General features: G+C 67.1%; 17 protein-coding genes. 4 read left to right on the forward strand and 13 right to left on the reverse strand.

Annotated elements, in window-relative coordinates:
• Positions 1–6: 6 nt before the first annotated feature.
• Positions 7–951 (reverse strand): extracellular catalytic domain type 1 short-chain-length polyhydroxyalkanoate depolymerase, encoded by a 945-nt coding sequence (locus tag IEQ11_RS02805; RefSeq protein ID WP_191821293.1) that lies wholly within the window; start codon positions 949–951, stop codon positions 7–9.
• Positions 952–1,334: 383 nt separating this feature from the next.
• On the opposite strand from IEQ11_RS02805, the gene IEQ11_RS02810 reads away from it, so the two are divergent.
• Complete coding sequence (locus tag IEQ11_RS02810; RefSeq protein ID WP_036102476.1) at positions 1,335–1,796, forward strand: MaoC family dehydratase; 462 nt, start codon at positions 1,335–1,337, stop codon at positions 1,794–1,796.
• 27 nt (positions 1,797–1,823) lie between these two features.
• Here the strand turns inward: IEQ11_RS02810 and IEQ11_RS02815 are convergent, their stop codons facing one another.
• Positions 1,824–2,786 (reverse strand): AraC family transcriptional regulator, encoded by a 963-nt coding sequence (locus IEQ11_RS02815; RefSeq protein WP_191821292.1) that lies wholly within the window; start codon positions 2,784–2,786, stop codon positions 1,824–1,826.
• Positions 2,787–3,062: 276 nt separating this feature from the next.
• On the opposite strand from IEQ11_RS02815, the gene IEQ11_RS02820 reads away from it, so the two are divergent.
• The 3 genes from IEQ11_RS02820 to IEQ11_RS02830 all read left to right on the forward strand — a co-directional run bounded on the left by IEQ11_RS02820 (position 3,063) and on the right by IEQ11_RS02830 (position 7,912).
• Positions 3,063–5,291, forward strand: coding sequence for a TonB-dependent receptor (locus IEQ11_RS02820; protein ID WP_191821291.1), 2,229 nt, complete (start codon positions 3,063–3,065; stop codon positions 5,289–5,291).
• 49 nt (positions 5,292–5,340) lie between these two features.
• Complete coding sequence (locus IEQ11_RS02825) at positions 5,341–6,228, forward strand: alpha/beta fold hydrolase (protein ID WP_191821290.1); 888 nt, start codon at positions 5,341–5,343, stop codon at positions 6,226–6,228.
• Positions 6,229–6,328: 100 nt separating this feature from the next.
• Entirely contained in the window at positions 6,329–7,912 is a 1,584-nt protein-coding gene (locus tag IEQ11_RS02830; protein ID WP_191821289.1) for a class I adenylate-forming enzyme family protein, read from the forward strand.
• A 312-nt stretch (positions 7,913–8,224) separates the two neighbouring features.
• Here the strand turns inward: IEQ11_RS02830 and IEQ11_RS02835 are convergent, their stop codons facing one another.
• The 11 genes from IEQ11_RS02835 to IEQ11_RS02885 form a co-directional block, all read right to left on the reverse strand.
• Positions 8,225–8,437, reverse strand: coding sequence for a hypothetical protein (locus IEQ11_RS02835; protein ID WP_056115669.1), 213 nt, complete (start codon positions 8,435–8,437; stop codon positions 8,225–8,227).
• Between the two features lie 119 nt (positions 8,438–8,556).
• The gene (locus IEQ11_RS02840) at positions 8,557–10,632 is read right to left on the reverse strand and encodes a M13 family metallopeptidase (RefSeq protein ID WP_191821288.1); all 2,076 of its coding nucleotides are present in this window, start codon (positions 10,630–10,632) and stop codon (positions 8,557–8,559) included.
• Between the two features lie 79 nt (positions 10,633–10,711).
• On the reverse strand, positions 10,712–13,552 hold the full coding sequence (locus IEQ11_RS02845) for a type 2 lanthipeptide synthetase LanM family protein (RefSeq protein ID WP_191821287.1): 2,841 nt from the start codon (positions 13,550–13,552) through the stop codon (positions 10,712–10,714).
• Positions 13,553–13,662: 110 nt separating this feature from the next.
• Positions 13,663–13,872 carry a DUF6229 family protein gene (locus tag IEQ11_RS02850; protein ID WP_096412480.1) on the reverse strand — a complete coding sequence of 70 codons (210 nt, stop codon included), beginning with the start codon at positions 13,870–13,872 and terminating at the stop codon, positions 13,663–13,665.
• Positions 13,873–14,311: 439 nt separating this feature from the next.
• Positions 14,312–14,551, reverse strand: a complete 240-nt coding sequence (locus tag IEQ11_RS02855) for a hypothetical protein (RefSeq protein ID WP_191821286.1) — start codon at positions 14,549–14,551, stop codon at positions 14,312–14,314.
• A gap of 217 nt (positions 14,552–14,768) precedes the next feature.
• The gene (locus IEQ11_RS02860) at positions 14,769–15,722 is read right to left on the reverse strand and encodes a S24/S26 family peptidase (protein ID WP_191821285.1); all 954 of its coding nucleotides are present in this window, start codon (positions 15,720–15,722) and stop codon (positions 14,769–14,771) included.
• Positions 15,723–15,774: 52 nt separating this feature from the next.
• Positions 15,775–16,770 (reverse strand): hypothetical protein, encoded by a 996-nt coding sequence (locus tag IEQ11_RS02865; RefSeq protein WP_191821284.1) that lies wholly within the window; start codon positions 16,768–16,770, stop codon positions 15,775–15,777.
• 82 nt (positions 16,771–16,852) lie between these two features.
• Complete coding sequence (locus tag IEQ11_RS02870) at positions 16,853–17,767, reverse strand: hypothetical protein (RefSeq protein ID WP_057920619.1); 915 nt, start codon at positions 17,765–17,767, stop codon at positions 16,853–16,855.
• A gap of 230 nt (positions 17,768–17,997) precedes the next feature.
• The gene (locus tag IEQ11_RS02875) at positions 17,998–18,579 is read right to left on the reverse strand and encodes a hypothetical protein (protein WP_057920620.1); all 582 of its coding nucleotides are present in this window, start codon (positions 18,577–18,579) and stop codon (positions 17,998–18,000) included.
• Positions 18,580–18,757: 178 nt separating this feature from the next.
• Positions 18,758–22,171: a TonB-dependent receptor gene (locus tag IEQ11_RS02880; RefSeq protein ID WP_191821283.1), complete on the reverse strand. Its 3,414-nt coding sequence runs from the start codon at positions 22,169–22,171 to the stop codon at positions 18,758–18,760.
• A gap of 314 nt (positions 22,172–22,485) precedes the next feature.
• Complete coding sequence (locus IEQ11_RS02885) at positions 22,486–23,565, reverse strand: FecR family protein (protein ID WP_191821282.1); 1,080 nt, start codon at positions 23,563–23,565, stop codon at positions 22,486–22,488.
• Between the last annotated feature and the right edge of the window lie 35 nt (positions 23,566–23,600).

Genomic DNA, 23,600 nt, shown 5'->3' on the forward strand with positions numbered 1-23,600 from the left:
GGCGACTCAGGGCTTGGGATGGGCGAGAAAGAAATCCCAGGTCAGGTTGCTGGCGTCGGGGCCGGAGGTATCGCCGTACAGACTGCAGGCGCAGCCGCCGGGATAGGCATGGCCCGCGCCGTCGATCATGTACTGCTCGATCAGCGATTGACCCGCGGCGTCGCGATACGTCGTGCGCGTATACGAACGACCGCCGGGAACCTGTCCGTATTCGACCTGGTCGGCGACCGCATCGATGCCGTCGATGGTGGCCCATTGCGCGGCGATGCGATCGGCGGTGGCCGGCGGAACCACGAGATCGGCGGTGCCCTGGAAGATGATCGCGGGCACCGCGCGACGGCGGCTGCCCATTTCCGTGATCGCCTTGTTGCCGGCGGTCGCCCCCGATTGCTGTTGCAGGATGTCGCAGTCGTACTCGCAGCCGGCCAGGATGCTGGTGGCCGCGTACACATCGGGATAGGCGATGGCCATGATGTTGGCCATGACGCCGCCCGCGGACACGCCGGTCACATAGATCCGTTTCGCATCCACGCTGTACTGCGAACGCACCTTGTTGGTGATGCCGGCGATCAGCGCCGGCTCGCCCATGCCGCGGTGACGGTTGCTGCTCAGGAACCAGTTCCAGCAGCCGGCCGGGTTGGCGAAATTGTTCTGGTCGGGAAACACGACGATGAAGCCGCGCTCCTCGGCGACGCGCGCCCAGCCCGACAACAGTTCGAAGCCGACATCGTTCTCGGTGCAGCCGTGCAGCGCGACCAGCAGCGGCATCGCCACGCCGGGGCGGTAACTCGTCGGCACGTAGCCGTGGTAGTCGCGCGCGCCGAACACGCTGATGTAGGCGCCGTTGAAATAACCGGCGGCGTAGGACGGACCGGGGATCGCGACGGCCAGCATCAGCGCGGCCAGCGCGAGGATGAGGCGTCGGCGTAACGATTTGCGCAACTCGTACATGCCACTGTCTCCTGGTGGGTACGGCGGGGTGGAGCGTGCGGACGTTCCGGGCCTATGGTCGACACAGCCGCCGATGGTCGCGATGACGGTTGTCCGCGAGGCGCTGGGCCTGCGAACGGTCGAGCGCCCGAATAGCGGTGTTGTAGCCGCTTGCGGGCCACGGGGTTTTACCGTCGGCGAACTCGTTGTTGACGTACGCCGAACCCGAATTGCGAGCGGCATCGCGCGATACTCGCAACCGTCTTGTAGTCGCGCGGCAGGTCCGCAATGATGCGGCGACGCCGGCGCGGCTTCGCGGCCGCGGCACGGATCGCTCGAAACCAGCCGTTGCGGCCGTTCGCCGCGCAACCCATCGCAACCCCATCGCAACCCGTGGAGAGGGCATGACCGCTCGCTATAGCCTGGATACCGTCGCCGATTTCGTGTCGCAGGAAATCGGCGTGACCGACTGGCAGGCGGTCGAGCAGGCGACGATCGATCAGTTCGCCTCGGCCACCGGCGACCGGCAATGGATCCATGTCGATGTCGAGCGCTGCCGTCAGGAAAGCCCGTTCGGCGGCCCGATCGCGCACGGTTTCTTGTTGCTGTCCCTGCTCGCGCCGATGCAGATGCGGCTCGGGCTGATGCCGTCGGGCGTGTCGCGGGCGATCAACGCCGGCCTGGGCGAGGTGAAGTTCCAGTCGCCGGTGCTCGCCGGCGAATCGGTGCGGTTGCGGGTGACGCTCGAATCGATCGAACCCAAGGGCGCCGACCGCTTGCTGATGGTCACCCGCAACGTGCTGGAAGTGCAGGGCAAGGACAAGCCGGCGCTGACCGCGAGCATGGCGGCGATGCTGTATCGCTAGCGGCCCGCCGTTAGTCGTGCATCGCGCTCAATGGCGGCGCAATTGCGTCGGCGACACGCCGTAGATCTGGCGGAACACCCGGCAGAAATTCGACTGCGAGCGAAAGCCGTTGCGGTAGGCGATCTCCGAGATCGGCAGATTCGCCAGCGCGGCGCTGGTCAACATCTCGCGCGCCTTGCTCAGGCGCAGCGCGCGCAGGCGCTCCATCACCGACTGGCCGCTGTCGCGGAACAGCCGATGCAGATAGCCCTCGGAGATGCCGCAGCGCCGGGCGATTATTTCGGCCGACAGGTCTTCGTCGGCGTAATGCGATTCGATGCAGTCCAGCGCCTTCTGCTTGTGCGCGGCGGCCAGCGTGCGGTCGTCGCAGAAGGTGCGGGTATCGCCGCGCAGCATCAGCGCGACCAGATCGCACAGCTGGGTGGTCAGCACCTGCGCTTCGCTGTCGCCGATCTGGCCGGCGAGGCGATCGATCTGGCGCGCGTACACGCCCAGCAGTTCGGCGCGCGGGTCGCTGCCGTCCAGCGGCGCGGAAAACACCGTCGGCAGGTTGGACACGCGCTGGCGCAGCAGATGCACCGGGATCAGGGTGTTGAAGCTTTCGTAGTGGCCTTCGGGTTGCACGTCGCCGACCACCGCCGCGGAGATCAGATAGATGCGCCGCGGCTCCAGCAGCACGTCGTGGCCGCCGACGACATTGCGCGAGCGGCCGGCCGCCGGCAGCGCGAGCACGTAGTTCTGCGCCAGCCCGGACAGATGCACCGAGGTGCGGCGCATGTGCAGGCCGCTGAGCGCGATGTGATTGAGCTGCAGCGCGCCGACCGATTGGCTCGCCAGCCAGCCCATGCGGCCCTCGGGCCGGGTCAGCTGGATGTCGGCGCTGCCGAATCCGGGCGAGGACACGGTCGACCAGCCGCCCATCGCGACCGCGGGACTCGACGCATTCCTCGCGGAAAACACCGTGCGCGTGGAAGGAACGGTTGCGGACATCGGCCACCTCGGGCGGATCGGATCAGCGGCATCTTAGGAGCGATCCGGCCCGCGCCGCATGCTGCGACGCAGCACATCGAGTGCAGTCATCGTCAATGCGCGGTGCTGCAAACGTAGAACCGACCCGGCGCATCGCCGCTATGTTGCTTGCGACACACCGACGCCCATGGGGCGCGGTCCGAGTCGGACGCGTCCGGCGCCCGGGCCGCACGCGGCGCGGCATGCATCCGATGACGGCCGCGCCTTGCGCGGCCATGGGCGAGGGGATCGAACGAAATGAGACAAGGGATTTTGAGCGCGGCGATCGGTCTGGCGATGCTGATGCATCTGCAGCAGGCGCAGGCGCAGGACGCGGCCGAGCCTGAGCAGGCGCAAAGCGCCGAAGCCTCGGCAAGGAAACCGACCCAGCTGGAATCGGTCACCGTGACCGCGCGCAAACGCGAGGAGACCTTGCAGGACGTGCCGATCGCGGTCAGCGCGTTCACCGCGTCGGCCCTGTTCGAACAGAACGTGCAGAACCTCGGCGACCTGCAGGGCAAGGTGCCGTCGTTGCAGGTGTATGCCGCGCGCGGCTCCAACACCACCTTGACCGCGTACATCCGCGGCATCGGTCAGGCCGATCCGACCTGGGGCTTCGATCCCGCGGTCGGCGTGTATCTCGACGATGTCTACCTGGCCCGGCCGCAGGGCGCGTTGCTCGACGTGTTCGATGTCAGCCGGATCGAAGTGCTGCGCGGCCCGCAGGGCAGCCTGTACGGCAAGAACACCATCGGCGGCGCGATCAAGTACGTGTCCAACCCCTTGCCGAAAACCACCCAGGGTTCGGTCGAAGCCAGCATCGGCACGCACGGCGAGCAGGGCATCAAGGCGAGCCTCGGCGGCGCCAGCGACGACGGCGTGTGGCGCGCGCGGGTCGCGGCGGCGAGCATGCACAACGACGGCTACGGCGAAAACCTGACCTACGACAGCCGCAACGGCAACAAGAACACCAATGCCGCGCGCGCGACCCTGGGTTTTTTCCCGTCCGACGAGTTCAGCATCGAGCTGGCGCTCGACGGCATGCACGACAATTCCAATCCGCGCGGCGCCAAGATGCTTAAGGCCAACCGCTTCTATCCGTCGTACCGGCCGCTGGACAGCGATTACGACACCCGCAGCGGCATGCCGCAGGTCAATCACAGCGAACTCGAAGGCGCCGCGCTGACCTTCAAATGGATCGCCAATGCCGACTGGAGTTTCAAGTCGATCACCGCGTATCGCAGTTCGGAAACCCGCTCGAACATCGATTTCGACACCTTGCCGCAGAAGATCGGCGACGCCGGCGGCAGCTACAGCGATCACCAGTTCAGCCAGGAGCTGCAGGCGAATTTCGATTCCGGCGGCAGCGTGCACGGCGTGCTGGGCCTGTTCTATTTCAACGGCGCGGCCGGCGGCATCAACCGCAGCACGTTCCTGGGATCGCCGCCGTACACCTTGCTGGGCCTGTCGCAGTTCGCGGTCAGCAGCGGCAAGGTCGACACCCGCAGCGTGGCGGCCTACGCCGATTTCAGCTGGGACATCGACCCGGACTGGAGCCTGGACGTCGGCCTGCGCTTCACCGACGAAACCAAGCGCGCGCTGATCCTCAACTACGCCTACGCCGATCCGGCGTTCCAGCGGCCGATCGCGGAGCTGGCCAACTTCACCGGTTCCAATTCCTCGCGCAATGTGTCGCCGAAGGTGTCGCTGTCGTGGCGCGCGAACGACCGGATCAACCTGTATGCCAGCTACAACACCGGCTTTCATTCCGGCGGCTACAACATCCGCGCCAACTGCGCGGTGATCCCGAGTTCGTGCCGGCCGATCGACGACGAGAAGGTCCAGTCCTATGAACTGGGCAGCAAGATGAGCTTCTTCGACGATCGCCTGATGATCAACACCTCGGTGTTCCACAACGACTATTCCAACATCCAGCTGTCGGTGTTCACCTCCTACACCTTGCCCGGCGGCAGCACCGGCTTCTTCGGCGACTACACCAATGCCGGCAAGGGCTACATCCAGGGGCTGGAGCAGGAGTTCGCCTGGAAGCCGTCGGAACATTGGACGCTCAGCGGCAACCTTGCGTATCTGCGCACCAAGTACAGCGAATACCTGAGCGGCGGCGTCGATATCGCCGACAGCCAGCGCTTCACCAACGCGCCGCGCTGGTCGGGCGGACTCAGCCTGGAAGGGCAGTATCCGCTGGCCCGCGGCGGCAGCCTGGGCGGTCGGATCAATTACAGCTACCAGACCCGGATCTATCCGGAGACCACGTTGTCGCCGCTGATCGCGCAGCGCGCCTACGGGCTGTGGAACGCCGGGGTGATCTGGCGGATCAACGAGCCGTGGACGCTGAGCCTGCAAGGCAGCAACCTGGCCGACAAGTCGTATCGCACCACCGGTTACAACGTCGCCGCGCTGGACATCGTGACCGGTTTCTATGGCGCGCCGCGCACGGTGACCTTGTCGGCGCGTTATGAATTCTGAGCGCTCGCCAGTCGCGAACCCATCGCTTGCAGAGGATTTGACCGCCACCATGTCGGCCGAACGATTCAACACGCTGCGCTGGCGCAGCCAGGACGGATTGCAGCTGTACGCGCGCGATTACCCGGGCGCGCCCGGCGCCGAAGCCTTGGCGCGTTGTCCGGTGATCTGCATTCCGGGCCTGACCCGTAATTCGGCCGATTTCGACCAGATCGCGGCGACGGTGGCGGCGAGCGGGCGGCGGGTGCTCGCCGTGGATCTGCGCGGACGCGGGAAGTCGCATTACGCCACGGATCCCGCGACTTACGGCGTCGATACCTACGCGCTCGACGTCCTGGAGTTGATGCGTTCGCAATCGATCTCGCGCGCGGTGTTCATGGGCACCTCGCTGGGCGTGTGGGTGACGCTGACGATCGCCGCCAAGCGCGCCGACGCGGTGGTGGCGGCGGTGCTCAACGATGCCGGGCCGGAAGCGCCGAAGGCCGCGCTGGACCGGATCGCGCGTTACGCCGGCATCCCGGTGCCGCCGATGACGCGCGAGGACGCCGCGGCCTATATCGAGCGGATCGGCGCCGCAGCCTATCCGCGTTATACGCGGGCCGACTGGGTGGGCATGATCGACCGGATGTTCCGCGTGCGCGACGACGGGCTGCTGGTGCTCGACTACGACCCGCGCATCATCCGCACCCTGGGCCCGATCAAACTGTGGTTGCTGCGGCCGCTGCTGTGGCGCCTGTACCGCAAGCTCGCCACGCAGCGGCCGACCTTGATCCTGCGCGGGGAGTTGTCGGACGTGCTCGAAGCGCGCACCGCGCGGCGCATGGCGGCGGTGTCGCCCAACGCCCGTCTGGTCGAAGTCGAGCAGGTCGGGCATGCGCCGTCGTTGTCGGAGCCCGATGCGGTCGCCGCGATCATGGCCTTGTTGCGCGAGGTGGACTGAATCGATCGCCCGGGTTCGCCGCGACCCGGCGCAACGCATCGGGGCTCAGACCCGCCCATAAAACCTCGTGGCTGGCTCGCAGCCCGGAGACTCCCGCGCCATGCTCAACATCCCCGCGCCGTTGCTGCCCGAGATCTTCGCGACCCATGGCCGATGGCTCGGCGCCAAGCCGGCGATCGTCGCGCCGGACCGCAGCCTGGACTGGCGCAGCCTCGACGCGCAGACCAACCGCATCGCCAACGCGTTGATCGCGAGCGGCGCGCGCCATGGCGATCGCATCGCGATGCTGATGTCGAACTGCATCGAGATGGCCGAGCTCATCGTCGGCATCATGAAGGCCGGCTGCGTCGCGGTCCCGCTCAATACCTCGGTCAGCGATGCCAGCGCGGCGGCGATGATCGCCGACGCGGGCGCGACGATGGTGTTCGCGACCGCCGATCATGCCGCGCGTGTGCAACCCACGGCGGGCGTTATGCGGATCGAGGTCGGCGCGGTCGCGAGCGCTCGCGATGACAGTGCGAGCGCGGCCGGATGGAAGGCGTATCCGGATTGGCTCGGCACCGCCGGCGTCGAGCCGCCGAAGCTGCCGATCGCCGGCTCGGACCTGTGCAATATCATCTATTCCTCCGGCACCACCGGCGAGCCGAAGGGCATCGTGCACAGCCACCAGGCCCGGCTGCTGTGGGCTTACGACGTCGGCCTGGCCCTGCGCCAGCATTCGGGCACGCGCAGCCTGATCGTGACCGGGCTGTATTCGAACATCAGCTGGGCGGCCTTGCTGGGAACCTGGCTCAGCGGCGGTACCGTCGTGCTGCGTCACGGCTTCGATGTGGCCGACACCCTGGCGACGATCGCGCGCGAGCGGATCACGCATACCGCGATGGTGCCGGTGCAGTATCAGCGGCTGCTCGATCATCCCGCGTTCGCCGCGACCGATCGTTCCTCGCTGCAGATGGTGATGAGCGTGGGCTCATCGTTGCCGTTGGCGACGAAAGCGCGCTTGATCGAGACCTGCCGCTGCGATGTGGTCGAGGTGTACGGCACCACCGAAGGCATCCTCACCGCCTTGGCGCCGGAAGACGCGCAAGGCCGGCTGGCCTCGGTCGGCAAGCCGCTGCCCGGGGTGGAGCTGTCGATTCTCGATGCGGACGATCGCCCGGTCGCGGCGGGACAGGCGGGCGAGATCGTCGGCCGCAGCCGGTTCGCGATGGACGCGTACTGGCGCCGGCCCGCGGCGACGGCCGAGGCGATGTGGGTCGATGCCGATGGGCGGCCGTGGCTGCGCACCGGCGACATCGGTCGTCTCGACGACGAGGGCTATCTGTACATTCTCGACCGCAAGAAGGACCTGATCATCTCCGGCGGGCAGAACCTTTATCCGGCCGATATCGAGGCGGTGCTGATGCAGCACGAGGACGTCGGCGAATGCGCGGTGATCGGCATCCCCAGCCCGACCTGGGGCGAATCGCCGCTGGCGCTGGTGGTGCTCAAGGACAGCGACCTCAAGCCCCGCGGCGCCGGCGATGCCGAGCAAATCAAGGATTGGCTAAATCAGCGCGTGGGCAAGCAGCAGCGCGTGGTCGCGGTCGAGTTGCGCGAGCGCTTGCCGCGCAATCCCACCGGCAAGCTGCTCAAGCGCGAACTGCGCGCGCCGTATTGGTTGGATGTTCGGTCGGGGGGCTGAGCGGCCGCATCCGACTGTCGTCTGACAACTGCGGTGCTGGTGTCGCGCAACGATCGGCGGCGAGCCGTCACGACGATATCCGGTCGTAGGACCAGACGTTCGAACCGCCCGTCATCGGCTGCGAACGCGGTCGGCCCGCGCCGCGCCGTCGCGCGCGATCCGGACCGCGCGCCGGGGCCAGGCCCCGGCGGCGGCTTGTGCATGGCGAATGGCCGGACGCTTTCGATCCGCGCGGCCGATCCGCTTAGAGCGTCGACTATCCAGCAGGCCGGGCGTCAGCGACCGCGCGCGCGGCGCCACGCCCGTGCAGGCTCATTCGTCCTCGCCTTCCTCTTCCTCTTCTTCGTCCTCGTCTTCTTCGTCCTCATCTTCGTACTGCTGGCCCAGTGAGTAGCGAATCCACGGCTCGCCTTCGGTGTGCTTGCCGGTGGCGATGGCGATGAGCACCCAGCCTTCGTCCAGCAACCGATTGACGTCCTGCACGCTGTCGGTCTCCTGGACCGTTCCGATCGTTTCCAAATCCACGGTGAGTGTTTCCTTGAGGGCGGCCGACAAGGATAAATCAGCGGCGTGTCATCGGTAAGAACGAGATGTCGTCGGCGCCGACCCGGCGGGCGGCAGCAGGCGGATGCGGATCGCGGCGCTTACCAGACCGCGGCGCGCTGCTCGGGCGCGAGGAACAGTTTCGCCCCGGCGTCCACGTCGAACGCGTCGTACCAGGCCTGCAGATTGCGCACCACGCCGTTGACCCGATACCGCGAAGGCGAGTGATAGGCGCGCTCGATGTCGGCCCGCAGCGAGGCATCGGTGTCGAGCGAGCGCCACAGCTGCGCCCAGCCCAGGAAGAAGCGTTGTTCGCCGCTGAATCCGTCGCGCATCGCCCGGGTGTCGATGCCCCGCGCCGCCGCATACAGGCGATACGCGTCCAGGGCCACGGTGACGCCGACCAGATCGGCGAGGTTTTCGCCGAGGCTGCGGCGGCCGTCCAGATGCACGCCGGGCAGCGGCGCATACGCGGAGTATTGCGTCGCCAGCACCTGCGTCCTGGCGTCGAACGCGGCGCGCGCGGGCGGCGACCACCAATCGCGCAGATTGCCTTGATCGTCGAAGCGCGAGCCCTGATCGTCGAAACCGTGCGCCATCTCGTGACCGAGCACCGCGCCGATCGCGCCGAAGTTCACCGCGCTGTCGGCGCTGGCGCTGAAGGCCGGCGCTTGCAGCAGCCCGGCCGGAAACGTCACCGCGTTGAGTTGTGGGCTGAAACTGCCGTCGACCGACTGCGGCGGCAGATGCCAGCGATACGGTCGCTCGGGATCGCTGAGGTAGAGCGCATCGAGCTCGATCTGCGCGGCCTTGAGGCGATGGATATTGCCGATCGGATCGTCCGGCAGGATTTCGACCTCGGCGTAGTCGCGCAGATCGTCGGGATAGCCCAGGCGCAGACCCATCCGGTCGATCTTCGCCAGCGCGGTCGCGCGCGTCGCCGGGTCCAGCCAGTCGGCCTTGGCGATGCGCGCGCGGAACGCCTGCTTCATGAAAGGCGCCATCGCCTCGACCGCGTCGCGGTCGGCCGACTTGAAGAACTGCGCGACGTAGCGGGCGCCGACCAGTTCCGGCAGGTTCTGGCTGACGAACTGGATGCCGCGTTCGGCGCGCGAACGGCGGGTCGTCTGCCCAGCCAGGGCGGTGCCGTAGAACTGGAAGCTCGCGTCCTGGAACGCGGTCGGCAGCAGGTGCGCGTGGTTGTGGACCCAATGGAAGGCCAGGTACGAACGCCAGGTATCCACGGCAGTCGCGGCGAAGATGGCCGCGCTGTCGCGGATGGCGGTGTCGGTGTTGAGCACCACGGTCTCGACCGAGGGATAACCGCTGGCGGCGACGAACGCCCGCCAGTGGAAACCGGGCGCGTAGTCCGACAGCTCGGCGAACGGCATCGGGTGGTAGTTCAATTTTCGATCGCGCAACTGCTGCGCGTTCCACTGGACCTTGGCCAGCTTCGCCTCCAGCGCCAGGATCGCGGCGGCGCGGGCCGGGCCGTCGGCGATGCCGACGCGGGCGAAGGTCTGCGCGATGTAGTCGAGGTAAGCCGCGCGCTGGCCGGCGTATCGGTCGCTGGCGGTGTCGTAGTGGTCCGGATTCGGCAGGCCGACGATGCGGCCGCTCGCGGTCTGCTGGTCCAGGTGCAGCAGGCTGCGGCGGGTGTCGCCGGCATCCAGGAACACGTAGCAGCCCACGATGGTGTGCGAGAGCGGGTGGGCCATGCGCTGCGCGACCTGGGCGTGGTCGGCGATGGCGAGGATCGCATCCAGGTCGGCGCGGATCGGCGCGAGGCCGGCGCGGTCGATCGCCGCGACGTCCGCGTAGCTGGTGTACAGGTCGGCGAGCTTGTCGCCACGCGCCGGTTGCGCGGCGGCGGCTTCGATGATGGTCTTGATGCGCGCTTGCGTACGCAGGAACATCGCGTTCAATTCGCCGTATTGCGCATAGCCCGCGGGTCGCGCGGCGGTGTCGATCCAGCCTTGATTGACGTACTGGAAGAAGTCGTCGCCGGGCGTCAGTGTGTCGCTGATACGGGCCAGGTCGACGCCCCAGTAGGCGACCGGCGGCGATGCGGCAGCGGCGAACCCGGTGCGAGTTGCCGCGGCCAAGGGCAGCAGCGCCAGCCCCAGGCAGATCCGCCTGCGTTCGAGGGACAGACCCTGCGGTTCGCGCTCGCTCATGCACGTCTCTCGTGTGACTACAAGTGTAGTCACACTAGCACGAGGCGAGGCCGCGACGACGGGCCGGACTTGCCGCGCCTCAGGCCATCGACACCCGCCGTTCCAGCAGCAACGGCGAGGCCAATCCCGATTGCGGATGCATGCGGTTGAGGCCGTGGATCGCGCCCGACAGCCCGGTCATCAGGCCCGGGGTGAACGCGGCGCGGGTCAGGCCGCCGACCATGCCGCGATGTTCCTCGATCGAGGAGACGATCTGCGCGGTGGCTTCGTCGGGATCGGTCGCGCACTGTTCCGGATCCAGCGCGGCCGCGGCGACCAGCAATTCGCGCAGCGACATATCGCCGTGGCACAGGGTGTGGCTGGTGCCCCATTGGTCGCGCACGGTGGCGACCGCGCGGCGCATGGTGCGCAGGTGGCGCGGGCTGCGCGTGCGCGCGTACAGATCGCAGGCGCTCAGGCCGATGCCGACGCTGCCGTGGCACCAGGTCGGGAAGTTGAAGCTGCCGTCGAGCTCGCGCGAATCGAGCCAGTTGCGCAGGGTTTCGTCGTAGCACGATTCCTGAAAGGCGAAGGCGGCATCGGACAAGGCGCTCCAGCGCGCGCGTTGCTGCGCGTCGCCGGCGCCGGCCAGGACCAGCCGCGCCAGCGCCCAGGCGATGCCGGTGGCGCCGTGGGAAAATCCGTTCGACGGGTGCGGCGATCCGCTGGTCGGCCAACGCGCGCCGCGCTCGTCGACGATCGCGCCGGCTTCCAGCCGTTGCGCCGCGCGCGTGGCCAGCGCGGTCCAGCGCGCGTCGCCGGTCGCTTCGGCCAGTCCGAGCAGCGGCACGATCGCGCCGGCCGCGCCGTCGATGATGTCGAAGTGCTCGTCGTCGTCGAAGCCGCGCTGTTCCAGCGCCCGCGCGCTGGCGACCGCATGCGGCAGCAGCTCGGGGCGCTTGAGCAGATCGTGCAGGGTCAGCCAGGTCCATACCTGCGAGGCGTAACCGGTGAAGCCGCCGACCTTGTCCGGCACGTCGATCGCTTCCATCGCGATCTGGCTTTGCAGCGCGCCCTCCAGCGCCTGCTCGACCCCGTCCACCGGATCGGCGCGGCCGTGCTCGACTTCATGCAGATAGCCGGCGAGCACGACGGCGACGCCGCCGAGCCCGAAATACAGATCGGCGCGCACCGGCTGCACCAGCCAGCCGCCTTGGGTGATCTCGGGCGTGATCCAGGTCGCCGAGCCGTCCTCGCCGCGCACCGACAGCCGCAGCAGCCGCGCGATCGCCTCGGCCGCGACCTTGCGCCGGCGTGTTTCGAGTCGATCGCGATGCGGATGGCGGGCGACGTAACGATGGCCGCTGCGCTCTTCTTCGCGATCGCGCATGCGTTGATTGAGATCGGTGGCGACCAGCGCGCTGCGGATCGTCAGTTCCTCCAGATCGGTGCGCATGCCGCGCCAGTCCAGCAGCACGCTGTCGATGCGCTCGGCGCTCAAGGGCTCGACGAAGATCGGGACGTCGCCGTAGCGCAGCGCGTCGATCTCGGCCATGACGTCGGCGTCGCTGGAGCGCTCGTTGGGCAGCATGATCGCGTTGCGTTCGAACAAGTCGCGCGCGCGTTCGATCGCCTCGGCTTCCTTGTGCAGCGAAGCCGGGTGCCACAGCATGCGGCCGACTTCCACGTAGGCGCGGGTGGTGCGGCGGATGTCGCGCACCTTGCAGCCCTGGAAGCGCGCGAGCAGCGGCGCGAGTTCGCCGGCCTGGTCGAGCCGGCGCAGGCGGGCGGTGATGTCGAGGAAGCCTTCGCTGATCTCGTCCCAGTAACGCGACACGTCCGGGCGCGGGCTGGGGTGGTTCTGGGCGACGTCGACCTCGATCTCGATGACTTTCAGCCGCGCCTGGGTCGTGCCGTCGTCGACGATGGTCGGCGCGCGCACGCGCGGCTGCTGGTCCGGCAACGCGCCGGCGGCGGACATGTCGACGCCTTCGAAGCCGAGCGCGCGGGTGCGGAACGGCACGATGCCGGTGCGCAACACCGAATTGCGGATCAGCGACTGGGCGAAGTCGAAGGCCTGGCCATACGGCGTGGGCACCGGCTCGGGCACGATCTCGAACAGGCTTTCCACATCGATCACCACCGGCACCGGGCCGACCGCGATCAGATTTTCCAGGTGGATGTCGGTGCCGCCGAGCAGGCGCAATACCGCCAGCCAGTGGCCCAGGCCGCGATAGAAGCTGCGCAGTTCCTCGTCGCTGTCGCAGTGGCGATGCCTGGCGAACGCGGCCCAGCCGTAGCGGTCGCGATCGATCACCGCGGGCACGCGCACGCGATCGGCGAGGTCGCCGAAAACGCGCGCGAGGAATGCGTCGAGCACCGCGTCCACCCGCAGCGAACGCGGCTTGTACATGATCGTGCCGCCTTGCATCGTCAGCTTGGCCACGGTCTGGCCGCCGTCGTGCAGATCGCCCTGGCCGAGCGAAACGCCGGTGAGCCGTCCGCAGGGCGCGCCCAGCAGCGGCGTCAGCAGGTCGCGATCGGCGACGAAGCGTTCGACCATGGTTTCGATCGCGCGGCGCTGCAAGTCGAGCGTGCGTTGCAGTCGCTCGCGCAGCGGCGGGTAACGGCGGTCGAGGTGTTCGGCGAACGCCGGCGTCAGGCATTGCGCGACGAACTGGGCGAAGCGGCCGGCGTCGTCGTCGGCGGTCAGTTCGCCGGCGCGCCGCGCCGCATGCAGTTCCAGCAGCAGCACGCGGTTGAGCTTGAGCTTGGCGTTGGTGTACAGCGCTTCGTCGCCCGCGGCCTGGATCGAGGCGATTTCCGCGTCGTCGAGCTGGCCCGAGAACGTCGCGAGTTTGGCGGTGAAGGCGGCGCGCGTGGGCGCGGCGAAATGATCGATGATGCGGGCGAACGCATCCGTTGAAGCCGTTTCGCTCATCGCAGCTGCGAATCCTTGCGGTGGGACGGAACCGGTCGCGTTGCGCGACCCGTTATCGATGAAAGCACGCGGCCGGACGCGAGGCCCGGCCGCGCGCCATCACGCATTACTCAGCAGCAAAGGCAGCCGCCGCCGTAGCTGCAGGTGGTCCCGCCGAACGTGCCGCACACGCCGAGCGTGGCGCGCATGTCGGTGTTGCCGAGCGCTGCTTCGGCCACGGCCTGACCTTCGATGTAGAGCGAACCGGCCGGATTGTCCTGGCCGTCGATGCTGTCGGAACCGTTGAGCCAGCCGGACACGACGTCGTCATTGTTCTGCATTGCCCTATCTCCTTTTTGGGGTTCATTTAGAAGCGCGAATTCGGACAAGCCCTCCCCGGCTTGCGAGTCGAACCGTTCCGAATGTGGCGTATCAACGCATGCGGCGCCTGCGTCCGGCCAAGCTTTGCGAGTGTCGGCAGGACGCGCTTTTGGCGCCGCACACCTACGCTGCGCGCGAAGCGCAATGTGCGTCAACTGTTATTTTGGTGGTGCGTTGCAGCACATGCTGCGCGACCGAAACAAACTGTGATTGGCGTCTTAGGTGAACGCGACGCAGGTTGTCTGAACAGGCGAAAGCCGTTGCACGAGGCTATCCGAAGCGTCGATCGCAAGGCGGCGCATGCGGCGCGTGGTGAGGTCGGCACGTGTTTCGGCTTGGCCGAATGACGGCCGGCGGAGCGAGCGCTCTGCCGGCGTGGATCGAGTCATCGGGCGTCGTTTACTGCACCGGACCGTAGTAAGCGTCGATCAAGGTCAGATACCCGTACACGCTGTGATCCACGGTGGGGGCGCAGCGCGAACGCGACAGGAATTCGTATACGCCGCTGTTATCGGACTGATAGATGCAGTGCCAGTACGAAGCGGGAAATGCGGCGGCTCGTGCGTTGGTTGCGTCGGCGACGGCCGCGCCCGAGAAGCACAGCGCCATCAGTACCGCTGCGTTCGATAATCTGTTCATTGGCGAATTCCTTTTTCGGATGCGATGCCGGACGGCCTGTCCGGTCCGCCCATCTTGGACAGGCGTCGGCGCACGCGCCATCGGCATTTTTCGCTTGCTGGACGCAGTGCCCGCTGGGCGATGACATCCCGTCGCAAATCCACCGCCGATCGCATCGATGAATCCGGGCGTTCGCCGGGGCCGAGCGATCGGGTGCGCCAAGCTCTCGACGACATGCCTAAAACTCGCAGGCGTCCCAACCCGGTGGCGTGGTGTGGGTCGAAGGGCCGTGGAAATCGCGCAGCTTCGTCTGCGCCCATTCGTCGGCCTCGGCGCGTTGCGCCGGACTCAGGTTCGCCGCGGTCGCGGCCAGTTGCTGATCGAGCTGGGCGACACGATGCTGTTCCGCGCCCAGGCGATACAGCTTGAGGTAGCGATAGTGCCGCGCCGGATCGGTGCCGACCACGCCGGCGAGCAGGCCTTGCGCGCCCGGTTCGTACGCCTTCTGCAACAGATCGACGACTCGCCAGTCGCCCTTGGCCAGTCCGGCGTCGATCATCGAGGTCGCGGCGGCGCGATAGTTGCGGATCGAATCGGGATGCTTGAGCAGGCTGCGCGCGTCGTACAGCGGACCGCGTTCGAGATAGCACGCGCGCGCGCGCTCGTCGCCCAGACGCGCGGCCTGGGCGATGTTCGGCACCAGGCTGTCGAGCATCGCGTCGCTGACGCCGTCGCACAGTCGCAGGCTGTTGCTCTCGGCCTGCCGACGCAGTTCCACCGCGTCGAGCAGCATCTGGTAGGTGCGCAGCTGCGCCGCGCTCATTCCCTCGGTGGATTTACGGGTGAGCGTGTCGGTGGCGTTCGCGTTTTTCCATTGGGTGGCGCGCAGCTGAGTGCATTGGTTGAGATCGCGCAGCAGACGCGCGGCCGCGTCGACGTCGCCGGCGTTCGCGCGCGCCTGCAGCTTGGCGAAGATGTCCTTGAGCGGGGTTCCGGCGGTCGGCAACACGCCGCCCTTGATGACGGTCGGCGGCGTGGCGAAATCGGGCGTCGCATCGGTCACGCCCGCAGCGGCGTCGCGCGGGCCGACGGACGCGGCGGCGTGGGGCCGGCTTACCTCCGCGCGGCCGACGAAGTACGCGCCGGTCACCGCGGCGATCACGGCCACGCCCAACAGGATCGATCGCTTCATCTGCATAAGGTCCGGCCAGCCTGGGTCGGCCCACGGTCGCTCGTGGGCATGCTCATTCGTAGGGAAACACGCAAGGGTCCCACAGCGGTCCGTCCGCGCCGATCGGCTTGCCCTGGAAGTTGCGGGTAAAGGTCTGTTCGGCCCAGGCGTCGGCCTGGGTGATCTGGGCGGCGCTGAGTTTCATCGACGCCGCGCGCAGGTCCTGGTCGAGTTGTCCGGGGTCGGCGATCGAGCGGTCGGATCCGGCGCCAAGCCGGAACAGCTTGAGATAGCGATAGCGCTGGTACGCCTCCTTGCCCACCGCCGCCGACAGCAGATTGGCCGCGCCGGGTTCGTAGGCGCCGCGCAGCAGGCTGACCACTTGCCAGTCGCCGTTTTCGATGCCGGTGTCGATCATCTGTTGCGCGCTGCGCCGGTAATCGCCCAGCCGCTGCGGATGATCGAGCAGGCTGGCCGGGTCGTAGTTCGGGCCGCGGTCGAGGTAACAGGCGCGCGCATAGGCGTCGCCGAGTTGCGCGGCGCGTTGCAGGTTCGGCACCAGGCTGTCGAGCATGTCGGCGCTGGCGCCGTCGCACAGCGCGCGCAGGCCGCCGAGATTCTGCCCGCGCGATTCCACCGCGTCGAGCTGGGCGCGATAGTTTTTAAGCTGCTGCGGAGTCATGGTGTCGACGGCCTGGCTGAGCAGTTCGTCGGAGAGTCTGGCGTTGTCGCGATCCAGGCGCTCGTAACGGCGACACAGGTTGAGATCGCGGTACAGGCGAGTGGCCGCGGCGGCATCGCCGGCATTCGCGCGGGCCTGCAGATCGGCGAATACGTATTTCAACGGCGTGCGCGGGGCGGGGAGTTTCTGCGCTGCGGCGGAGCTCGCGGCGAGCGTCGGCGCGGGTTTTGCCTGGCTGTTCGCCGCTTCGGACGACACGGCGGCGGTGTCGATGCCGCCGGTCGCAGGGGCCGCAGCGGGCGCGCCTTGAACGCGACCGCCGAAATAACCGGCGGCCGCGGCGACCGCGGCCAGCATGATCGCGGCGGCTATGTTCCGGCCGCGCATCGCGCTACGACTGCGCAGCGGTTCTCGCGAACCGCTGCGCATCCGGAATGAAGCGAACTCGATGCATCGACACCCATTCCACTCAGTTTTCGCTGTCCAGTACGTAAGCCGCCGCGGCGATCGAGGCGTTGCCAGTCATGATCGCGGTGTTCTTGCCCGCGGCCGACGGCAAACCGACCTTGAGGTTGACCGCGCCGGAGACCAGGGCGTCGAGGATCGGGGTGATGATCGGCAGGCCCAGCGCAATATTGCCGCAACCGCTGGCTGCCGGCACGGCGAAAGCGTTGTCGACCAGGCTGGTGTCGTCGATCTGCAGGTAGCCGATGAAATTCGGCTCATCCGTCCATACCGTGGTCGCCGTGCCAGGACTGCCCGAAATCGGCAGGTTCGGCAACGGCGGCGCGGTGGTGCCGGTCTGCAGCTTGATCACCACCGGGTTCTGCGCCGAACCGATGTAGCAACTATTGCCGAGGAACGGATTCTGCAGGTGCACGCGAACGGCCAGGCGTGCCACCGTGGGATCGCTGCCGTCGGTCGGCGGAAACAGCGCGTTGCCGAAATTGGTCTGCAGGCCCTGCACCGGTTCGATCGTCGCGGTGACGTCGTTAAAGGTGGCGACGAAGCCCCAGAACGCCGTCCACAGCGGGCCGGGCCAGTTGGGCGCGGGGTTGACGATGCCGAGCAGGCCGCCGGGCACCTTGGCCGGAGGCGCGGACAGGGTTGGACCGCCGACCGCGGCGTACAGCGGCGAGGGGCCGATGCTTTCGATGCCGCCCTGCAGCACGATCGGCTTGTCGATCGGCATGGTGGTGTTGCCGATCTTGAGCACGCCGGAGTTGGTGGTGTTGATCACGCAACTGCCGACCGAAGGATTGGTGTACGGGCAGTACTTGAACATCGCATACGGGCCCGACGGCGTGCCGGCGATGGCCGCGGACGCGCTGGTGAGCGTCAGCGCCGCCGCAACCGCGGCCGTGTAAAGCGGGGTCTTGCGCATTCTGGGATCCTCCTGAAAGTTGAGTGCGGCCGACGCGCTTCATTTGCGGCCGGGCCTGCCCGCGACGACCGCATTGCGCGGTCGCGGACAAAAAGGGGAGGAAATACTCCTCCCCCGCGCCGAAATCCTTGTCGGCTCATCGACCTGTCCGGGGTTGTTGGAAACCGCGGTCCGCGCGCGCCACGCATGAAGCGCGGCGGATCACCGGTCAACCGGACGATGTCGGATGCTTACGGAACCACGCGTACCAGCGTAGTCGCTCCCAGCCAGCCGTTGTTCTGGGTCTGCACCGAGCAGGCGCCCAGCGCGCCCTTGAACACGAACTGGTTGTTCTGGGTGGCCGTGGAGGTGGAGTCCAGCACGCCGTTGATGCTGCCCGAGCCGGTCGAGCTGGGGCAGTAGACGTTCAACGGAGCCGGGATGTAGATACGCACGCCGCTGATGGCGACGCTCCATAGCGTCGGGGTCAGGGTCGGAGAGCCGCTGAACGGCGGATTCGCGCCGCTGTACGCGCTGGGCGTCATCGCCCACGGCAGGTTGTAGGCGGTGATGCCGGTGCAGGCCGAGGAACCGCTGAAGCTCGCGGCGGTCACCGAAGCGGCGCCGCCGCTCACTGTGACGGTGAAGCTGGCGTTGCAAGGCACGGCGATGCCGAGGTAGCTGGCGGTGGTCGGGCCGAAGAAGGTCAGCGAGCCGGTGTTGGTCCAGCCGCTGCCGTTCCACAGTTCGAACGATGCCGCGGAGGCCGAACTCGCGCCGAAGACGGCCGCGGCCGTGGCCAGAGCGAGAAGGGAGTTCTTGAGCTTGGACATTGCGTTTCTCCTGTGAGGCGTCGATGTATGCGGACACGGGGTGTGTCCTAACGGGCTGTCACGGATGTAGCGGGCGCCGTGGCTGCGCTGCCTGACGGCTACGGTGAGCGGTCCGTAGCCGTCAGGCTCTGCTCGTCGTCATCCCGTTCGCGAACGCGACCGGGGAACGACACTCAACTCAGAAAAAGCCCTTGCGCACGGACAAGCCGATGATGCGAGGGTCTTGCAGGAAGACATTGCTGCTCAAACCGGTGTCGTCGCTGTTGAGGAAGGTGCCGGTGATGGCTTTTCCACCCAGCGCGTTCTTCACGTACAACTGCACCGCCAGATCGTTTTCGATCTTTAGCCAGGTCAGTGACAGGTTGACGTTGCCCCAGTCGCTGAGGCGATCGATCTTGTCCTGGTAGATGCGCGCCCAGCTCGGACCCTGGTAGTACAGGTCCGCACGCGCGGTGAAGTCGCCGTGCGCGGTCATGAAGGTGTACTGCGGGCTTAGGCTGACGGTGATGTGCGGCGCATTGGGCAACTCGTTGCCGCCGACGTTCTTGGCGAAACCCGCGCCGCCGTTAGGAGCATCCCTCGCCGGATCGTAGGTGAATCCGTAGGCGCCGTCATAGGGTCCGCCGGACGAGAATCCTTTCCCGTTCAGCGGCAAATTGGTCGAGCAGAAACTGTTGAGGATGTTGGCGGCGTTGTTGAACGGAGGATCTTGCGGATAGGTCGCGGCCAGCACCGCTTCTACATATTCCTTGGGCGCGATGCAGTTGGACGCCAGCTGCAACCACGGTTTGACCACCACCCAATCGGAATTTCCCGCGGTGCGGTCCATCACGTCGATCGAGTACTGGTCCGAGCCGATTCGGGTACGCAGCAGACCGACATTGCCGCTGAGCTGAAACGCATCGGTCGGACGCCACACCGCTTCGAGTTCGGCGCCCCAGGTCTTGGCGTTGAAGTTCTCGTTGAAGGTGGAGCGGTCCTGGATCTGCGAGACCTGGTAGTCCTTGTAGTCGTTGTAGAACAAGGTGCCGTTGAGGATGAACTTGCCGCCGGCCATGACGTTCTTCATGCCGACTTCGATCGCGTTGACGAACTCGGGTTTGAACTCCACGTCGCGTTGGGCAAAGCTGAGCGCTTCTGGATTGGCGCCGATCGCCGGAGAGTTGGTGCCGCCGGCCTTGTAACCGCGCGAGAGCGAGGCGTAGAACATGGTGCTGTCGGTGAACGACAGGTCCGGCGACCAGTCCAGCACCAGGCGGCCGGTCGGCTCGTTCCAGGTCTGGGTGATCTTCGGCAGCGCCGGATAGCCGTAGCCGACATAGCCGCCGAAGAACTGCGGAACGCCGGTGGTGCCGGTCGAATCGGCGAGCAGGGTCTGGCTGGGATACGGCGTGGTGATCTTGCGGTCGTTGGTGAAACGCACGCCCGCGGTCAGCCGCACCGTGTCGCTGAGTTTCCAGTAGCCCTCGCCGAAGATCGCGGCCGAACGGGTTTCGGCGACGTTGCGGCTGCGGAAGTAGTTGTGGCCCATGCCGTCGATCGAGCCCAGCGGATTGGGATCGATGTAGACGCAGGGAATCATCTCGCCGGAGATCGGATCCAGCCGCGTCGCGCTGCCGGCCGGGCACTTGCCCGGCGCGTTGCCGGCGCCGTTGCCGTTGAAGAACAGGTCGGCCAAGGCGGTAAACACGTTGCTGAAGACGTAGTAGCTTTCGTCGACCTTGTACTCGAGGTAGTTGGCGCCGAGGCTGAAGTTGAAGGCGCCGTCGAACGAGGACTGCAGACGGAATTCCTGCGACCACTGGCGGCTGTCGGAATCGACCAGATCGGCGATCAGCAAGCGGTCCGAGCAACCCAGTTGCGGATCGCAGTAGGTGCCGTTGGGCAAGGAGTTGAACGCCGGTTCCACCCCGTCGGGCCCGAACCGCGACACCCCGGTGGAGGTGTTGGTGAAGATCGGCTGCGACTGGAAGCGGCCGTAGTCCTGGGTCGAGTAGTACTGGTCGCGGGTGTAGGTCGACTGCGAGATCAGGCGCAGATGATCGCTGAGGTCGGCTTCCAGGTTGAACTGGAAGATGTCGTTCTTGGCGTTGAACTTCGGGTCGTAGGTGGTCGCGATTTTGCGCAGGTCGTGCGACTGGGTCACGCCGGCATACGGATCCAGGCCGCGAGGAATCAGCGAGGCGACGTCGAGGAAATTGCCGTCGGGATCGAGCAGATAGCCCACGCCGGTGGTCTGCGCGCCGAGCACGAACGGAATGCTGGCGCCGTTGGGAACGCCGAACGCGCCGTTGTCGTACAGCGAGCCGTCCGAGCAGCCCTGGCTCATGTAGTTACGGTCGATCGTCGAAACCTGGGTCGCGCCGATCCGGGTCGGGCCCGGATCGTTGTGGCACAGCTGCTTGCCGGTGCGCGCGCGGCCGTCGTCTTCCTGGAAGTGTTCCCACACCAGGCTGGCGTTGAACTTGTCGCTGGGCTTGAACGCCAGCGAGGTGCGCACCGACAGCAGGTCGCGGTCGTTGACGTCGCGATTGGTCACGGTGTTTTCGTCGTAGCCGTCGCGCTTGGTGTATTGCGAGGCGACGCGGAAGGCGAAGGCATCGCTGAGCGGCACGTTGACCATGCCGGTGACCCGGCGGGTGTCGAAGTTGCCGACCTCGCCCTTGACCTCGGCTTCGAACGCTTCGGGGTTGGCGAGGTTGGGAATCATGTTGACCACGCCGGCGGTCGCGTTGCGGCCGTACAGCGTGCCCTGCGGGCCGCGCAGCACCTCGACGCGTTCCACGTCGAGGTATTCCTGTTCGAACAGGCGGTTGCGGATCATCGGCGTGCTGTTGAAGCTGACCGCCACGGCCGGGTCGGTGGTGACCGACAGCGCCTGGGTGCCGATGCCGCGGATCTGGAAGTTGTAGCTGGCGAAGTTGGTCTTGGAGAAGGTGACGTTCGGGGTCGCGGTGACCAGGTCGCCGCCGGTCTCGATCTTGCGGTCGCCCAGGTCCTTGCCGCCGAACGCGGTGATCGCGATCGGCACCTTCTGGATGTTCTCGACCTTCTTCTGCGCGGTCACCACGATGGTGTCGAGGGTCGTGGCGCTGGAGCGCTTAGCGGGGTTTTCCGCCGTCGTTTCGGCCGCCGATTGGTCTGCCTGGGCTTCTTGGGAGGGCGCCGTCGGCTGCGTTTCGGCGACCTCTTGGACGTTTCCCTGCTTCTCCCCGTCGAGCGGCTTGCCGCTCGCGCCGCCACCGCGGCTGCTGCCGTCGCTGATCAGGATCGCGCCGGAGGCGCTGGTGGCGTAGTTCAGGCCGGTGCCGGCGAGCAATTCGTCCAGCGCCTGGCGCGCGGTCTTCTCGCCGCGGACCGCTTGTCCGGTTTTCTTGCCGGTGGCGAGTTCGGGCGAGTAGAGCAATTGGGTGCCGCTCTGGCGCGCGTACTCGGACAGCGCGGTGTCGAGCTTCTGCTGCGGGATGTCGAACCTGGCGGTGCCGCCGGCGCCTTCGGCCGCGTAAGCGCTCAGGCACGGCAGCAGCGCGAGGAACAACACGCACGGCCGGGCCGCCTGCCTCCACGAACGTTTCGGATCTTGCACTTGCATTCGCTCTCCCCTCCGGTTTCGGGTCGTCTTTGGTTGCGACCTCAGTTAGTACAGACGCGAGCGCATGCAAAACCCGAACCTGCGAATGTGTCGATGTGTGTTCGCGCGTGTTGTTGAACCCGCGAGTTCACTTTTGCACTGCAACACCGATGAGGCGAGCGCGTGGTCGCGGGCGTGCGGTTGCGAGCGGTTCGTCGCGCGCGCGCGCGGGCGCTCGCGCGTGTCGATCACGCGTCGATGGATGTCCGCATGGGATGGCGCGCGGCGGCGCGATGCGAACGACGCATCCGGCCTCGCGCCGCGACACTCGCGGCTCAGCCGCGGCTGACGGGACGCGGCTTGAGGACGATGGTGTCGTCTTGCGCGGTGCTGCGCTCGATCGGGAAATACGCGGTCAGCGCTTCGACGAAGGTGCCGGTATCGCCGGTGTTGAACGCGCCGCTGATCTTCAGCGAAGCCAGGTGGGAATCGCTGAGCACGACTTGCCGGCTCGAATAACGATTCATCTCGGCGATCGCGTCTTCGAGCCGTTCGTTCTCGAACACGATCTGGCCATGGCGCCAGCTGACCACGCGCTTGACGTCGGCCACGCGCACCTGCGGCTGGGTCTTGGCGATCGCGACGAACTGCTGGCCCGGACGCAATTCGGCCAGCGGCGAAGCGGCGCTCGACTTGGCCGAGGCGACGGCGCGATCGCGGGTGACCGTCACCCGTCCTTCCAGCAAGGTCACTTCGAACGCGCGCTTGGACAGGTACACGTCGAACTCGGTGCCGAGCGCGGTCACCTGGCGTCCGGCCGCGGTCACCACGAACGGGCGGGTGTGATCCTTGGCCACCTTGAACAGCGCCTGCCCGCGTTCGAGCGTGACCGCGCGCAGACCGGCGCGGTAATGCGCCGAAATGCGGCTGTCGGTGTTGAGGGTGATGACCGAGCCATCGTCGAGCGTCACCACCGCGCGCTGGCCGACGCCGGTCTGGTAGACGTTGCCGGCCGACGCTTCGCGGCTGTCGCCGGAGCGGTTCCAGTTCATCTGCGAACTCAGCGCCAGCACGCCGAGCACGGCGGCGACGAACAGCGAGGCGGCGATCGACCAGCCGCGGGTGCGGCGCGAACGGCGCACGTTGCTGTCGACCATGCGCGCCATCGTCTCGTGGCGCAGCGATTGCATTTCCGGGGTGAACGCGAGCGCCGAGGCCAGCGCGTGCGCGGCCTGGGCGCGATCGAACGCGGCGGCGTGTTCGCGCGACTGCGCGCGCCAGGCCTCGAACGCCTCGCGGGTCATCGCGCTGGTGTCGTCGCGCAGGATCTCGCTCCAGCGCGCCGCGACCTCGTACACGCCTTCGGGCGCGAGGTCCGTCGCTTCGTCACCCAACTGCGAGATTTTGCATTTCATCTGCCGTTACCTCTTCGCGGGATCCGCTTACGTTT

Source organism: Lysobacter capsici (assembly GCF_014779555.2).
Taxonomy (GTDB): Bacteria; Pseudomonadota; Gammaproteobacteria; order Xanthomonadales; family Xanthomonadaceae; genus Lysobacter; species Lysobacter capsici.